This window comes from Rhizobium terricola (genome assembly GCF_012927355.1).
Taxonomy (GTDB): domain Bacteria; phylum Pseudomonadota; class Alphaproteobacteria; order Rhizobiales; family Rhizobiaceae; genus Allorhizobium; species Allorhizobium terricola.
In genome coordinates this window covers 542,440-556,741 of sequence record NZ_JABBGK010000001.1, presented here as the reverse complement: position 1 = coordinate 556,741, position 14,302 = coordinate 542,440, and the positions used below count along the sequence as shown (strand labels likewise).

General features: G+C 63.3%; 13 protein-coding genes. 8 read left to right on the top strand and 5 right to left on the bottom strand.

From position 1 onward, the window contains the following. Positions 1 to 17: 17 nt before the first annotated feature. A complete protein-coding gene (locus HHL25_RS02545) occupies positions 18 to 872 on the top strand; it encodes a hypothetical protein (protein WP_169586960.1) in 855 nt (284 codons plus the stop codon). A gap of 10 nt (positions 873 to 882) precedes the next feature. Here HHL25_RS02545 and HHL25_RS02540 read toward each other — a convergent pair whose 3' ends face one another. From HHL25_RS02540 to HHL25_RS02525, 4 genes are all read right to left on the bottom strand, one after another. Next, on the bottom strand, positions 883 to 1,263 hold the full coding sequence (locus HHL25_RS02540; RefSeq protein ID WP_169586958.1) for a DUF779 domain-containing protein: 381 nt from the start codon (positions 1,261 to 1,263) through the stop codon (positions 883 to 885). A 104-nt stretch (positions 1,264 to 1,367) separates the two neighbouring features. After that, entirely contained in the window at positions 1,368 to 2,882 is a 1,515-nt protein-coding gene (gene adh / locus HHL25_RS02535; protein ID WP_169586956.1) for an aldehyde dehydrogenase, read from the bottom strand. Positions 2,883 to 3,021: 139 nt separating this feature from the next. Further along, positions 3,022 to 3,981 carry a helix-turn-helix domain-containing protein gene (locus HHL25_RS02530; protein ID WP_169586954.1) on the bottom strand — a complete coding sequence of 320 codons (960 nt, stop codon included), beginning with the start codon at positions 3,979 to 3,981 and terminating at the stop codon, positions 3,022 to 3,024. A 135-nt stretch (positions 3,982 to 4,116) separates the two neighbouring features. Beyond that, positions 4,117 to 6,210 (bottom strand): putative bifunctional diguanylate cyclase/phosphodiesterase, encoded by a 2,094-nt coding sequence (locus HHL25_RS02525; RefSeq protein WP_169586952.1) that lies wholly within the window; start codon positions 6,208 to 6,210, stop codon positions 4,117 to 4,119. A 328-nt stretch (positions 6,211 to 6,538) separates the two neighbouring features. Between HHL25_RS02525 and HHL25_RS02520 the strand changes: the two genes are divergently transcribed. From HHL25_RS02520 to HHL25_RS02490, 7 genes are all read left to right on the top strand, one after another. Then, on the top strand, positions 6,539 to 7,135 hold the full coding sequence (locus HHL25_RS02520; protein ID WP_169586950.1) for a 50S ribosomal protein L25/general stress protein Ctc: 597 nt from the start codon (positions 6,539 to 6,541) through the stop codon (positions 7,133 to 7,135). Positions 7,136 to 7,360: 225 nt separating this feature from the next. Then, complete coding sequence (locus tag HHL25_RS02515) at positions 7,361 to 9,733, top strand: EAL domain-containing protein (RefSeq protein WP_169586948.1); 2,373 nt, start codon at positions 7,361 to 7,363, stop codon at positions 9,731 to 9,733. Positions 9,734 to 9,765: 32 nt separating this feature from the next. Beyond that, on the top strand, positions 9,766 to 10,488 hold the full coding sequence (locus HHL25_RS02510) for a substrate-binding periplasmic protein (protein ID WP_169586946.1): 723 nt from the start codon (positions 9,766 to 9,768) through the stop codon (positions 10,486 to 10,488). An 85-nt stretch (positions 10,489 to 10,573) separates the two neighbouring features. Next, positions 10,574 to 11,308, top strand: coding sequence for an aminoacyl-tRNA hydrolase (gene pth / locus HHL25_RS02505; RefSeq protein ID WP_169586944.1), 735 nt, complete (start codon positions 10,574 to 10,576; stop codon positions 11,306 to 11,308). A 91-nt stretch (positions 11,309 to 11,399) separates the two neighbouring features. Further along, positions 11,400 to 12,332, top strand: coding sequence for a 50S ribosomal protein L3 N(5)-glutamine methyltransferase (gene prmB / locus HHL25_RS02500; protein ID WP_169586942.1), 933 nt, complete (start codon positions 11,400 to 11,402; stop codon positions 12,330 to 12,332). 22 nt (positions 12,333 to 12,354) lie between these two features. Continuing rightward, positions 12,355 to 12,813 (top strand): GNAT family N-acetyltransferase, encoded by a 459-nt coding sequence (locus HHL25_RS02495; protein WP_169586940.1) that lies wholly within the window; start codon positions 12,355 to 12,357, stop codon positions 12,811 to 12,813. 68 nt (positions 12,814 to 12,881) lie between these two features. After that, a complete protein-coding gene (locus HHL25_RS02490) occupies positions 12,882 to 13,814 on the top strand; it encodes an oxygenase MpaB family protein (RefSeq protein WP_169586938.1) in 933 nt (310 codons plus the stop codon). A 4-nt stretch (positions 13,815 to 13,818) separates the two neighbouring features. Here the strand turns inward: HHL25_RS02490 and clpS are convergent, their stop codons facing one another. After that, on the bottom strand, positions 13,819 to 14,130 hold the full coding sequence (gene clpS / locus HHL25_RS02485; RefSeq protein ID WP_169586936.1) for an ATP-dependent Clp protease adapter ClpS: 312 nt from the start codon (positions 14,128 to 14,130) through the stop codon (positions 13,819 to 13,821). Positions 14,131 to 14,302: the final 172 nt, after the last annotated feature.

Genomic DNA, 14,302 nt, shown 5'->3' with positions numbered 1-14,302 from the left:
AGGCAGCCGCGCGCCCCATGTCCCTGACCGTCGACACGCTTCTCACCAATCCCGACCTTCACGAGGCAATCCGCGATCAGTCGCGGGCCCTGCTGTATATCCACGACACGGCCCCGCGTCTCGCCGCGGTATTCGGCACTCACCAGCGCTGGCTGCTCGGTCATCTCGGCATGTCGATCTACTTTTCGGGGCTGGCTCGGAATGAGGCAGAACCCTGCATAGTGATGGCCAGCTTCTACGAGCTGGCCACGCGCCACCGCATCTCCAGCGCCAACACCGCGGACGCCTTCGTCAAGGAAATGCTGGTCTACGGCATCGTCGAGCCGATCGTCACCAAGGACAAGCGTAGCCGCCCCATCAGGCCAGCACAGAAGACAATCATCGCCGTCGGAGAGTGGATGAAGATCCACCTGCGGACACTCGACCGCCTCGACCAGGGGCGCCGGCTGGAAACCTACGAAGCAGATCCTACGCTCCTGGCCCGCCTGCATCCCGCTATCACCGAAATATTCCTCAACGCGCCGGAAATCCGCACCCCTCCGGAAACCTTCACGCTCTTCACTTGGCTGAACAATGGCGGCATCGTCATGGACTGGTTGCTCGCCGGCATCGAGCCCGCCGATCCCTCCGTCGAGCGCGTCCCGACACAGGTGAAGTCCGTGCCGCAGATGGCCGAATACTTCCGCCTGTCGCGGACCCATCTGACCCGCAAGCTGCGTGAGGCCGAGGCCATCGGCAGCATCGGCTGGGAAGGGCCGCGCGGCCGTTCGGTGATGTGGGTATCGAAGGAATTCCGCAGGGAATATGCCTGCGCGCAGTCGGCCAAGCTCGCCATCATCGATGCGGCCTGCGAGGCGCTCGGCCTGCGCTGAACCCGATTGCTCAACGGCCTGGCAACGGGCAGGCCTCGCCGCCGGCAAACAGCCGTGAACGCGTGAGGAAGCGGCGCTCCCGTCCGTTGTCGAGCGAGAACATGCCCCCTCGCCCCGGCACGACGTCGATGATCAGCTGGGTATGCTTCCACACGTCGAACTGCGAACCGCTGATGTAGAACGGCACACCGCCGATCTCGCCGAGTTTGACGTCGGTCTCGCCGACCCGGTACTCGCTCGCCGGATAGCACATCGGCGAGGAACCGTCGCAGCAGCCGCCGGACTGGTGGAACAGGATGTCGGGATGGTCGGCCCGGATTTCATCCAGGAATTCAAGCGCTGCCGGCGTGGCGGTGACGCGCGGTTCCAATGACTGGCTTTCGTCCTTCATGTTTCCCTCCATCCAAATGACGATCCCTCCCCCCGCACGAAGCAGGGAGAGGGCGGGGAAGAAACGAAGCGGGGGCATCGCTCTTCCCTGTGGAGAGGCCAGGATCAGAAGAAACCGAGCGCCTTCGGGCTGTAGGAAACCAGCATGTTCTTGGTCTGCTGGTAGTGGTCGAGCATCATCTTGTGGGTTTCGCGACCGATGCCGGACTGCTTGTAACCACCGAAGGCGGCGTGCGCCGGATAGGCATGGTAGCAGTTGGTCCACACGCGCCCGGCCTGGATGTTGCGGCCGAAGTGGTAGCAGGTGTTCGCATCGCGGCTCCACACGCCGGCACCGAGGCCGTAGAGCGTGTCATTGGCGATCTCGAGCGCTTCTGCCTCGTCCTTGAACGTGGTCACCGACACGACCGGCCCAAAGATTTCCTCCTGGAAGATGCGCATCTTGTTGTGGCCGCGGAAGACGGTCGGCTTGACGTAGAAACCGCCCGAAAGCTCGCCCGGAAGTTCGTTGCGATAGCCGCCGGTCAGCACTTCCGCGCCTTCCTGCTTGCCGATGTCGATGTAGGACAGGATCTTCTCGAGCTGTTCCGAGGACGCCTGTGCACCGATCATCGTCGACATGGCGAGCGGGTCGCCCTGGATGACGGCTTCGACGCGCTTGATCGCCTTTTCCATGAAGCGGTCATAGATCTTCTCGTGCACGAGCGCACGGCTCGGGCAAGTGCAGACCTCGCCCTGGTTGAGCGCGAACATCGCAAAACCTTCGAGCGCCTTGTCGAGATAGTCGTCGTCTTCGCGCATGACGTCTTCGAAGAAGATGTTCGGCGACTTGCCACCGAGCTCAAGCGTGACCGGGATCAGGTTCTGGCTGGCATACTGCATGATCAGGCGGCCGGTCGAGGTTTCGCCGGTAAACGCGATCTTGGCGATCCGTGGGCTGGTGGCGAGCGGCTTGCCGGCTTCGAGGCCGAAACCGTTGACGATGTTGAGGACGCCTGCCGGCAGGAGATCGCCGATCAGGTCGGCCAGCACCAGGATCGATGCCGGGGTCTGCTCGGCCGGCTTCAGCACCACGCAGTTGCCGGCAGCAAGGGCCGGAGCCACCTTCCAGGCGGCCATCAGGATCGGGAAGTTCCACGGAATGATCTGGCCGACGACGCCCAGCGGCTCATGGAAGTGATAAGCGACGGTGTCGTGGTCGACTTCGCCGATCGTGCCTTCCTGAGAACGGACGCAAGCGGCGAAATAACGGAAGTGGTCGATTGCCAGCGGAATGTCGGCCGCCATGGTTTCGCGCAGCGGCTTGCCGTTGTCCCAGGTCTCGGCGCGCGCCAGAAGCTCGAGATTGGCTTCCATGCGGTCGGCGATCTTGTTGAGAATGTTGGCGCGCTCGGTGGTCGAGGTGCGGCCCCACTTGTCCTTGGCGGCATGGGCGGCATCGAGGGCGAGGTTGATGTCGTGTTCGTCGGAACGGGCGACGTCGCAGAGCTTTCCGCCGGTGACCGGCGTGGTGTTTTCGAAGTAGCGGCCATTGACCGGATCGCGCCATTCGCCACCGATGAAGTTGCCGTATTTCAGCCTGAACGGCGAACTCGCGATCGCCTGCACTTGAATGTTCATGATGTCATCCTCCCTGGTGAAGGTCCCTCCAACGGACCGGTGAGAGAATGATTGCGGGCTTTCGGCCTGGGCGATAGACACCCGTTCTCATACCGCAGCGCACACTGTTTCAGTTATGCGACATATAAAAAAGCGCGGCCTATTGCAGGGAAAAGCGCTTCATCTTGCGGTGGAGGGTCGCGCGGCTGATGCCGAGGAACTGGGCCGCCTGCGAGACATTGCCATTGGTGCGCGAGAGCGCGCGGCGCAGGGCGGCGCGTTCCGCGTCATCCAGATCCGACCCCGGCTCTCCCCTTCCCTCGCGCAGCGCGTCGGCAGCAGGGAGGCCCTGCGCGATGCGCTGGTCGTCGAGCTTCAGGGCGGCGCGGGCCGCCCTGGTGGCGCCGAGGATGAGATCGTCGTAGTCGACGGCAATGAGCGCCGCGGTTGCGGCGCTGGCGGTCGGCACCATGATGATGCGTGCGCTGGGAAAGGCCTGGCGGAACAAGGTCGCCTCGACGCGCGCGGCGACGTCCCGCACCGCCTGGGAAAGGATCGTCAGCGTCATATCGTTCACGTCGTTGCGGCAGGTCGAGATGTCGAGCGCCGCCGTCACCCGGCCCAGATGGTCGCGGATCGGTGCCGTGGCACAGGAAAGCTCGATATTGGAGCTAAGGAAATGCTGGTCGCGGTGGATGATGACGGTCCGCTCGTCGGCAAGGGCAGTGCCGATGCCGTTGGTACCGACGCTCGCCTCGCTCCACACATTCTGTTGCCACAGGCCCAGCGCGCGGAACTCCGCATCGTCGCCTGCAGCACCCCGCCGGTCCAGCACCACCCCGTCGCGGTCGGAAAGCACGATGCAGCAACCGGAACGGCCGACGGTCTGGTAGAGACGGTCCACCTCGTCAGAACATGCCATGACGACGTGCTCCATGCGCTCGCGGGCCGAGCGAAACATGGATTCGTCGGCAATCACGGGCTTGCGGCCTTCCTCGGGCGCAAGCTGGTGGACATTGAGGCAGCGCCGCCACGACGCCGCAATCGGCGAACTCGCGGCCGCGGAATTCTGAGACGCGGTCGCATAGACCAAGTCCGAATGGCTGGATTGCTGACGCATCTGCTCCTCCCAAAGCGATCATGCATGCGAAGGAGAAATCTTTCAATCACGATTATCTAAGACAACCGGCCAGCCACATCCATCACGCCATATGTCGCACTTCTGCGACACATCGTCTGCAGCAACGTCCCCGCCTCAGGCCGCTCTCATCTCCGGTGGCCCGGAACCTTCGCTTTCGCCCACCGGAACCGTCGCGGTCACCGGCCGCGGCCCGCGAACGAGCGCGTCAACCTCTGCCCTCGCCAGCGGCTTGCCATAGTAGAAGCCCTGCACCCCTTCGCACCCGGCATCGAGCAGGAAGTCGAGCTGTTCGGCATTCTCCACGCCCTCCGCGAGCACCGGAATGTCGAGGCTCGCCGCAAGGATCAGCGTGGAATGCACGATGGCGGCGGACTGGCGGCTGGTCACCACCTCGTCGATGAAGGCACGGTCGATCTTGATCTTGTCGAAGGGGAAGAGCTGCAGGGTCGAGAGCGAAGAGTAACCGGTCCCATAGTCGTCCATCGCGATCTTAACCCCGAGCGCCTTCAACTGTCGGATGATCTGAAGCGCATGCTGCTGGTCGGCGACGATGCCGGATTCGGTAATTTCAAGCTCCAGCCGTTGCGGCGGCAGGCCGGTCCGCTCGAGGATCTCTCCAACCAGTCCCGGAAGATTATCCTTGGCAAGCTGCTGCGGCGCAACGTTCACGGCAAGCCGGAGCGGTCGCGTCCAGCTCGCGGCCTCCCGGCAGGCCTCCTCGATCACCCACGCACCGAGCTTCAGGATGAAGCCGGTCTTCTCCGCAATCGGGATGAACTCGCTCGGCGGGACCCTGCCACGGCTCGGATGGTTCCAGCGCAACAGCGCCTCGAAACCGATGATCTCGCCGGACTTCACGTTGTTCTGCTGCTGATAGACCAGTTCGAACTCACCGCGCTCCAGGCCGCTGCGCATCTCCATCGCAAGCGCATTGCGCTCGCGAGCCTGGCGGTCCATCGACATGTCGTAGAAGCAGATCTCGTTCGTTCCGGTCGCCTTGGCGCGATACATCGCGACGTCCGCCTGGGCGAGCAGGTCGTCGAGCGTCTCGCCGTTGTCGGGATAGACCGAAATGCCGAAGCTCGATCCGACGCTGACGGTGACGCCCTTCCAGACGATCGGCTGGGTGATCTCGCGAATGAGGCGCTGGGCGAGCTGCATCGCATCGCCGCGATTGAAGTAGCGTGTGGAGACCGCGACGAATTCGTCGCCGCCGGTACGCGCCAGGAATTCACCGTCTCGTAGCTTGGCCGACAATCGCTGCGCAACCGTGCGGAGCACATGGTCGCCGGCGGCATGCCCGTGGACGTCGTTGATCTCCTTGAACCGGTCGAGGTCGAAGGTGAGGATCGCCAGCTTCGCGACCTGGCCGTCGGGGCGGACCAGCAACTGGGTGACATGTTCGAGGAAGCCGGTGCGGTTCGGCAAGCCGGTGAGCGCATCGTGAAGCGAAAGATGCCGATAGCGCGCCAGGCTCGCCTGCGTGGCCTGCATGTCGATGACATAGGTGGTCGCGCCGAGTGTCAGGATGACGACGGTGATCGCCACCACCACGACGGTCATGATCCCTTCGTTCAGGATGTGGGAAGGCAGCGCAGCGCCCGGATCGGCAACGACGGTGACCGCGGTCATGCCGGTGAAATGCGTCGCCGCGATCGCCAGGATGAAACCCGCCGCGCCACCGTAGCGGCAGAACCGCGTCACCGGCCGGGCGACCCTGTTCGTGGCCACCGCACCGAAGAAGGCGGCGAGCACCAGCGAGACCGCCACATAGGTCTGGTCCCACTCCAGATGCCCCTGAACCTGATAGGCCGACATGCCGAGATAGTGCATCAGCGCTATGCCGAGACCGACCAACGCCCCGCCGGTCTCGATCAGCGGACCGCGAGCCGTAAATCCCGCGATCGCGAAACCCGCCGCCGTCACGAACACGGCGCTTGCCAGCGAAACCAGCGTCACCGTCGGTTCGAAGCCGACCGCGACTCCGGTTTCATAACCCATCATCGCGACAAAATGCGTGGTCCAGATCGAGCAGCCGCCAATCACGCTGGTCAAAGCCAGCCAGCTCAACCGCGCAACGCCGCGATTGCTTCGCACCCGGCCGAACAATCGCATGGTCAGCAGGGAGCCGAAGACACAGATCGCGACGGCAGAAACGAGAAAGACCGGATCGTGATCGATCGCGATACAGGTAAGGATGTTCAGCATTGGCTCCGGCCGGCGTATATTAAGGAGTTCCCATATAACGAACATCAATTTCAAAAGGCTTGCGGCGAATGGTTACCACTTTGCCTCTCGCGCAATCCTGACCAGGAATGGTATGGGCGTCGGCCTGTACCACAACGGGGTCCGGGGCGGATGTACGGAATATTGCCGGCAAAGCTTGCCTTTCCGGCCCTTCTGTTCTATAGCGCGCCCGTCCGTGTAGACACCCTTGGAGGCAACGCGGATGGGGTTCCCCAAAAGAACCTCCGGTTTCGACGGGCGCCAAGACTGCGCCGACGAGACTCTCCAAACAACCTCGAAAGGAAAAGCCATGAGCCACGCTTCTTACGAGCTCAAGGCCGAGGCGCGCGAACGGGTAGGTAAGGGGTCCTCCCGTGAACTTCGCCGCAACGGTTTGATTCCCGCTGTCATCTACGGTGACAAGCAGGCCCCCATTGCCATCTCGATCGACACCAACGAAGTGACGAAGCGTATCCACGCTGGCGGTTTCATGACCACCGTCGCCGTGATCAACGTCAACGGCGAGAAGATCAACGTCCTCCCGAAGGACTACCAGCTTGATCCGGTCCGTGACTTCACCATGCACGTCGACTTCCTGCGCGTTTCCGCTGACAGCAAGGTCACCGTCGAAGTTCCGGTTCACTTCATCAACGAAGACAAGTCGGCCATCAAGATCGGTGGCGTTCTGAACGTCGTTCGTCACGAAGTCGAGCTGCACTGCCCGGCCAACGACATTCCGGAATTCATCACCGTCGACCTCGCCGGCCACAAGATCGGCGACAGCCTGCACATCTCGCATGTCAAGCTGCCGGCTGGTGTTACCCCGGTTATCGCCGACCGCGACTTCACGATCGCCACGATCGTTGCTCCGGCTGGCGGCGTAACTGAAACGGCCGAAGAAGCCTGATCGAATTCGACTGGATCACAGTCGATTGAGGATCCCGCCTCCCCGGAGGCGGGATTTTTCGTTTGCAGCAAGGGCGCCTACCACAGCGCGAAAACTTTCCGCCTGCGCTTTAGCCAGATTTAATAAATATGTGACAGCCTTGATCCTCGATTTGTTGGGCGTCGGGGAGCTTAGAGACTTGGCAGGTATCACGGGCCGTCAGAAAATTGATGGAGCCTTGGCGGCATGACTCGGTCGATCGAAAGCCGATTCCTGGCCATTGTCGCGATCATCGTCTTCATTCTGGTGGTGCCGCTCTTTGCCTTGTTCCTGACACTGTCGTCCGAACGCGCGGCCAAGGAACTGCAGGACCATGTCGAGATCCTGCTTGCCGCCAATTCTCAGGCCCTTGCCAAGCCGATGTGGGACTTCGACCGCGAAAGCGTCGAGCAGATTGCCGCCACCATCGTCTCTGCGAATGCCGTCAGCAAGGTCCAGGTGCGCGACGCCTCCGGCGGCATCAATGTTTCCATGCCGCCGCTGCCGAACTGGCCGAAGAACGGCGTCCAGTCGATGTCGCGCGAGATCTTCTACGAAGGCCTCGACGGCCCGAAGTCGGTCGGCACGATCACCATTTATTACGGCCGCTTCGACGCCTTCTCATCGCTGCGCCATGCCGAACTGATCCTCATCGGCATCTTCATCGTCGCCGTTCTCGGCGTGGTCGCCGGCGCGATCTTCGGCAACCGTATCATGATCATCCAGCCGCTGATGAAGCTGACCGCCGCCATCGAGGCGACCCGCCAGCTCGGTTCGCGGCATCATGTGGACTGGAATTCCAACGACGAAATCGGCAGGCTGGCGAAGAGCTTCAACGCCATGCAGATCCAGCTGGAGCAGGAAGAGCGCGAGCTGAAGCTTGCCCACCGCCGCACCACCGACATCTACAACCTCACGCCCGCAATGCTGTTCTCGCTCGACGAGCACGACTGCATCACCGGCGTCAGCGACTACTGGCTGCTCGCGACGGGTTACGAACGCGACCGAGTGCTCGGCCGCCGCTTCGCCGACCTTCTCGACGAGGAGGCACGTACGGCCTATCTCGAGCGCAAGCACCGCCGCAGCCACGGCCGGTCCGTGGTCGAAAGCACCACCAAGTTCGTCTGCGCCGACGGCAGCCTGATGGATGTGCTCATCATGGAGGCGAGCAAGCAGGGCGCTGGCGGCGAAAATGCGCTGTCTCTCAGCGTCATGACCGATGTCACGGCGCTCAAGCAGTCCGAAGCCCGCAACCATCGCCAGGCCATCACCGACCACTTGACCGGCCTGATGAACCGCCAGGGTTTCGAGAATGCGCTCGACGCCGAGATCCGCAAGACCGATGCGGCCGGCGGGGAACTTGCCTGCATTTTCATCGACCTCGACCGCTTCAAGTGGATCAACGACAATCTCGGCCATCAGGCCGGCGATACCGTGCTGCGCCTGCTGGTCGACCTCATCGAACCGCTGCTGCCCCCCGACGCCATCGCCGCCCGCCTCGGCGGCGACGAATTCGCCATCCTGCTGCGCTCGCCGAACGTCGAGCACGACGCCCTCGAGCTCAGCCACCGTTTGTGCGGCATCTTCGACGAGGCACTTCAGGTGAACGGCGCAACCGTTCGCCTTAGCGCCAGCGTTGGCGTCGCGCTCTATCCTCGCCATGCGAGCAATGCCGCCGAATTGCTCCAGAAGTCGGACATGGCGATGTACAGCAAGAAGCGGGACGGCAAGAACGGCGCGGTGCTCTACGATCCGCTGATCCAGGACACCACCCGCCAGCGCGCCGAAATCGAGCGTGACATCGAGGCTGCGCTTGCCGACGACTGGTTCGACGCCTATTTCCAGCCGATCGTCGATCTCGCCAGCGAAAGGGTTGTCGGCTACGAGGCGCTGATGCGCCTCGAGCATCCGGAAAAGGGCACGATCCCGCCAAGCGATATCATCACGGTCGCCGAAGAGACCGGCGCGATTATCCGCATCGGCAACTGCATGCTGGACAAGGCGCTCGCCAACCTGGTCCGCGTCTCGAAGGCGACAGGCGACAACGAAGCCTATCTGGCAATCAACTTCTCACCCCTGCAGTTCGAGCCGACACTGCCGATCCGGCTTGCCGCGCTCACCACGCGCTACGGCATTGCGCCGCATCGCCTCGTCATCGAGATCACCGAGGCGACGCTGCTGCACGACAACCCGCAGATCCGCACCATTCTCGACGAATTCAACCGCTTCGGCTGCCGGATCGCCCTCGATGATTTCGGCACCGGCTATTCCTCGCTCAGCTACCTCAACCGCTTCCCGGTCGACATCGTCAAGATCGACCAGTCGTTCGTCCGCTCGCTCACCGGCGGCGAACCCGAACTGCGCCACAAGAGCCGCATGCTGGTGGAAGGCATCACCGCAATCTCCCACAAGATGGAATGCACGGTGGTCGCCGAGGGCATCGAGACGGCGGAGCAGCGCGACATCCTCGAACAGTTCGGCGTCGACAAGGGCCAGGGCTATCTCTTTGCCCGACCCCAGCCTGTCGCACGCCTCATCGAAGCAGCAGGTGAACAGGATCGCGAGAGCTCGGTCGCCTGAACCCCAAGTCAGCATCAGGAAGGAAAGTGCATATGAGAGTCATCGCATTTCTCCTGTCGATCGGGCTGGCCAGCGCCGCCACCGCCGCCGACACCACCATCCATTTCACCACCGAAGACTATCCACCCTACAATTTTCGTGAAGGTGGCGCCTATCACGGCGTCGGCTATGACCAGGTCGTCGCGCTGATGAAGTCCGTCAAGGCTGACTACACGGTCGAGATGATGCCTTGGGCGCGGGCGCTTTCGCTGGCAGAGAGCGAGACGATGTATTGCGTCTTCACGACCGCTCACATCGCCGAGCGCGACAAGCGGTTCAAATGGGTAGAGCCGCTCGCCATCGACCGCAACGTGATGATCGCCAACAAGGCGTCGGGCCTCAAGCCGCACACCGTCGAGGAAGCCCGCCAATACGTGGTCGGCACCCAGCGCAACGACTACACGCAGGACCTCCTGGAGCGGAACGGTTTCCCCAAGATCGACCTCGCGGCCGACCTGAAGCTCACCTTCAAGAAGCTGATGAGCGGCCGCATCGACCTCATGCCGATCTCGGAGAAGTACTACGAGGATCTGCGGGCCGAAGGCAATGCGATCGAGGCGCTGTTCGTGCTTTCGGAACAGAAGTTCTCGGTTGCCTGCAACAGCAACTTCCCCGATGCGCTGCTGGCCGAAATGCAGGCCGGCCTCGACAAGCTGATCGCCGACGGAACCCAGCGCGAAATCTTCGTCAAATACGGCATGCCGCTCGGTCAGTGAGGCTTCCGTCGTCCGGGCGGGTTGACAACGCGCCCGTTTCGCTGTGCTGAGAGGGTCACGCGTAGAAATCGACGGACACGGGCTCATGATCATCATAGCGGGACTCGGCAATCCCGGGGCGAAGTACCAGGACAACCGCCATAACATCGGCTTCATGGCGGTCGATGCCATCCATCGGCGCCATTCCTTCTCGCCCTGGTCGAAGAAGTTCAAGGCGGAGATCGCCGAGGGCGAGATCGCCGGCGAGAAGGTGCTGCTGATGAAGCCGCAGACCTTCATGAACCTGTCCGGCGATTCGGTCGGTGAGGCCATGCGCTTCTACAAGCTCGGCCCGGCCGACATCGTCGCCGTGCACGACGAACTCGATCTGCCGCCGGGCAAGGTTCGCCTCAAGACCGGCGGCGGGCACGGCGGCCACAACGGCCTGAAATCCCTCGACGCCCATTGCGGCAAGGATTATCGCCGCCTGCGCCTCGGCATCGGCCATCCGGGCGACAAGGACCGGGTGCACGCCCATGTGCTCGGCGATTTCGCCAAGGTCGACCGGACCTGGCTCGACCCGCTGCTCGACGCCATCGCCGACAATGCCGACATGCTGGTCAAGGGCGATGACGGGAAGCTGATGAACAAGCTGGCTCTTGCGACCGGCGGCAAGGAAGAACCGGAAAAGCCGGCTCCGAAGAAGGCCGGTGACGCGCCCCAGAAGACAGGCCAGTCGCACATCCGTCAGGCCCGCAACTCCGCACAGCCGAAGAAGCTGCCCGAGACGGGTCCGATGGCCGAGATGCTCAAGAGAATGTTCGGCCCGAAATCCGACTGAGACACCTAAATCCGACGAGAACCCGGCTTCGGCAGGCGCGAGCCGCCGCTCGGCCGGCACCAACAGAATGAACCGAAAGCAGGAGCCCATCATGGCGACCCAAGACATCACCACCGACCTCGCCACCCTGCGCGACTACTGGCGTTACGCGATCTCGCGCTTCAACGCCGCCGGACTGAGCTACGGCCACGGCACGACCAATGCCGTCGATGACGCCGCGTTCCTCGTGCTCGACAGCCTCGACCTGCCGATCGACACGCTCGACCCCTTCCTCGACGCCAGGCTCCTGCCCGAAGAACGTCGCCTTCTCGCCGAACGCATCGAGGCCCGCATCACGACCCGCAAGCCGTCGGCCTACCTGACCGGGCGCTCCTACATCCAGGGCATGCGCTTCTTCGTCGACGAACGGGTGATCGTTCCCCGCTCCCATATCGGCGAGATCCTGTTCAACGAATATGCCAGCGAGCTCGATTCGACCTTCCTGCCCGATCCCTATGCCGTGGAAAGCGTCGTCGACATCTGCACCGGTTCGGGATGCCTCGCCATTCTCGCGACCCGCTTCTTCCCCATGGCAAGCGTCGATGCCGTCGACCTGTCGGCGGATGCGCTTGCCGTCGCGGAAAAGAACGTGGAGGCCTATGGCCTCAAGGATCAGCTGACCCTGCACCAGGGCGACCTGTTTGCCCCCCTCGCCGGCCGCAAGTTCGACGTCATCATCACCAATCCGCCCTATGTCGACCACGAGGCGCTCGACGCCTTCCCCGCCGAATACCGCGCCGAACCGGTGATGGCCCATGACGGCGGCGAGGACGGCCTCGACCTCGTCCGCACGCTCCTTGCCGAAGCCCCCAAACATCTCAATCCCGGCGGCGGCATGCTCTGCGAAATCGGCCGCGGCCGCGACATCCTCGAGGCCGAGTTCCCGGATCTCGACTTCCTCTGGGTCGAGACCACCGAGGAAGCCGACGCGGTCTTCTGGATCAGCGCCGAGGCGCTGGGCGTGAAGGCGAAGAAGGGCAAGTGAGGCCACGAAGGGGAGCGATCCGATGGCGGAGGAAATCTCGGTCCGCGCTTTAAAGCAGGACGATCTTACCGGCCTGCTGTCGCTCTATCGCCAGCTCGTCGCGAACGATCTACCCCTTTCTCCGGTCTTGGCCGAGACACAATTCGCTGAAATACTCCGCCGTGACGGGATGACGGTGTTCGGCGGTTTCGCCGGCACCGTTCTCGCCAGCACCTGCACGCTGATCGTTGTGCCAAACCTGACGCGCGGCGGCATGTCCTATGCCTTCATCGAGAATGTGGTCACTGACGCCGGGCACCGGCGCACGGGACTTGGGCGTCGAACCGTCCAGGCTGCCATTGACGCCGCGCTCGCGGCCGACTGCTACGCCGTACGCCTGATGACCGGCGCAAAGCAGCCCGGCACTCTCGACTTCTACCGGAGCTGCGGCTTCGACATGACGAAACACGGGCTGGAAGTGCGCCGGATCCCGCCCCGCTAGGCAAGGCACACCGAACGATGCGGAACAACGAAGGGCGCTTCTGCATTGAAATGCCCTGGAGGTCCCTGATGCAACTTGCCCTTTCGCCCTTGCCCCTGCCCCGCCCCTTGAGCCGCAGGCTCGATGGACTGGTCCTCAAGCTCTCCCAGCCGCAGGGCATGACCTTCGACTTCGCCACGCCGACGGGGGAAGAAGCTCTGGCGCCCGCCGATTCGATCTCGTGGCAGGTATTCAAGAATCCCGTGACCGTCTTCATCGGTGGGATCACCGCCGTGCTGCTCGCGCTCGCCGAGCCGCATGTGCGCGATGGCGTCTGGCAGCACAGCAGCTTCCGGACAGATGCCCTGACCCGCATGCAGCGCACCGGGCTTGCCGCGATGGTCACCGTCTACGGCGCCCGCAGCAAGGCCGAAGCGATGATCGCCGGCGTCAACCGCCGGCATGGCACGGTGGCGGGCACGACCAGCGACGGACGAAGCTACAGGGCAGATGATCCGATCCTGCTCGACTGGGTCCAGGCGACCGCGGCCTTCGGTTTCATGGAGGCCTATCACCGCTACGCACGGCCTCTCTCCGACGCAGCCCGCAACCGTTTCCTTGCAGAGGGAAAGCCCGCCGCCCTGCTCTACGGCGCGACCAACGCGCCTAGCTCGGTCGCGGAAATGAACATGCTGTTCGAGGTGATGCGGGCGCGGCTGGTGAGATCGGACGTGGTTTTCGAGTTTCTCGACATCGTCGGCAAGGTCCAGGTCCTGCCACGCCTGTTCCGTCCCTTCCAGACGCTGCTCATCAAGGCCGCCGTGGAACTGCTTCCGGGCTGGGTGCGTGACCGGCTCGGCCTGCAACACGCCTTTCAGCTGACGCCGGCACAGCGCGCCATGGTCAGGGGAGCCGCCTTTGCGGCCGAGCGCATCCTGTTGCCGTCCTCGGCGCCGGTTCAGGCCTGCAGGCGCCTCGGGCTGCCCGACGCCTATCTCTACCGCCGCCGCCCTGACGCGTGACGGCTCATTCTTCCGGCTCCGCGGTGAACATCAGCGGAAAGCCCGCCTCCTTGCCGAGATCGGTCGCCTCCTTCGCCTTGGTTTCGGCGATGTCGCGGGTGCAGACCACCACGACGGCCGTGCCGAACTTGTGGGCGGTCATCATCACCCGGTAGCCGGTCTCCTCGCTCATCCGGAAGACGGCTTTGAGCACCATCGTCACGAACTCCCGCGGCGTATAGTCGTCGTTGAGCAGCAGCACCTTGTAGAGCCGGGGCCGTTCCGGCTTCGGCTTGGTCACTGTCTTCGGCTTGAGAGCGGTATCGCTGTCCGTCATCGGAAACCTCGTCCGTCGATGACCCGGGCCGGCAGTCGCGAAGACCGGCCTTTCGTCATGATAAACCCGGACCCTTCGTCCGTCGACCGGGTCCGGAACCGGCCGGTCTCCGCCGAAGACCTTGACCGCATGGCTCCTTTATCCCATACGCGTGGTCAACGAAAATTCCAAG

What these genes read in the sequence shown, in the direction of transcription:
- HHL25_RS02495 (WP_169586940.1), top strand. Translation starts at nt 12,355, where the DNA reads ATGGCGGAGGAAATCTCGGTCCGCGCTTTAAAGCAGGACGATCTTACC.
- clpS (WP_169586936.1), bottom strand. Translation starts at nt 14,130, where the DNA reads ATGACGGACAGCGATACCGCTCTCAAGCCGAAGACAGTGACCAAGCCG.
- HHL25_RS02510 (WP_169586946.1), top strand. Translation starts at nt 9,766, where the DNA reads ATGAGAGTCATCGCATTTCTCCTGTCGATCGGGCTGGCCAGCGCCGCC.
- HHL25_RS02530 (WP_169586954.1), bottom strand. Translation starts at nt 3,981, where the DNA reads ATGCGTCAGCAATCCAGCCATTCGGACTTGGTCTATGCGACCGCGTCT.
- prmB (WP_169586942.1), top strand. Translation starts at nt 11,400, where the DNA reads ATGGCGACCCAAGACATCACCACCGACCTCGCCACCCTGCGCGACTAC.
- HHL25_RS02515 (WP_169586948.1), top strand. Translation starts at nt 7,361, where the DNA reads ATGACTCGGTCGATCGAAAGCCGATTCCTGGCCATTGTCGCGATCATC.
- HHL25_RS02520 (WP_169586950.1), top strand. Translation starts at nt 6,539, where the DNA reads ATGAGCCACGCTTCTTACGAGCTCAAGGCCGAGGCGCGCGAACGGGTA.
- HHL25_RS02525 (WP_169586952.1), bottom strand. Translation starts at nt 6,210, where the DNA reads ATGCTGAACATCCTTACCTGTATCGCGATCGATCACGATCCGGTCTTT.
- HHL25_RS02490 (WP_169586938.1), top strand. Translation starts at nt 12,882, where the DNA reads ATGCAACTTGCCCTTTCGCCCTTGCCCCTGCCCCGCCCCTTGAGCCGC.
- HHL25_RS02545 (WP_169586960.1), top strand. Translation starts at nt 18, where the DNA reads ATGTCCCTGACCGTCGACACGCTTCTCACCAATCCCGACCTTCACGAG.
- adh (WP_169586956.1), bottom strand. Translation starts at nt 2,882, where the DNA reads ATGAACATTCAAGTGCAGGCGATCGCGAGTTCGCCGTTCAGGCTGAAA.
- pth (WP_169586944.1), top strand. Translation starts at nt 10,574, where the DNA reads ATGATCATCATAGCGGGACTCGGCAATCCCGGGGCGAAGTACCAGGAC.
- HHL25_RS02540 (WP_169586958.1), bottom strand. Translation starts at nt 1,263, where the DNA reads ATGAAGGACGAAAGCCAGTCATTGGAACCGCGCGTCACCGCCACGCCG.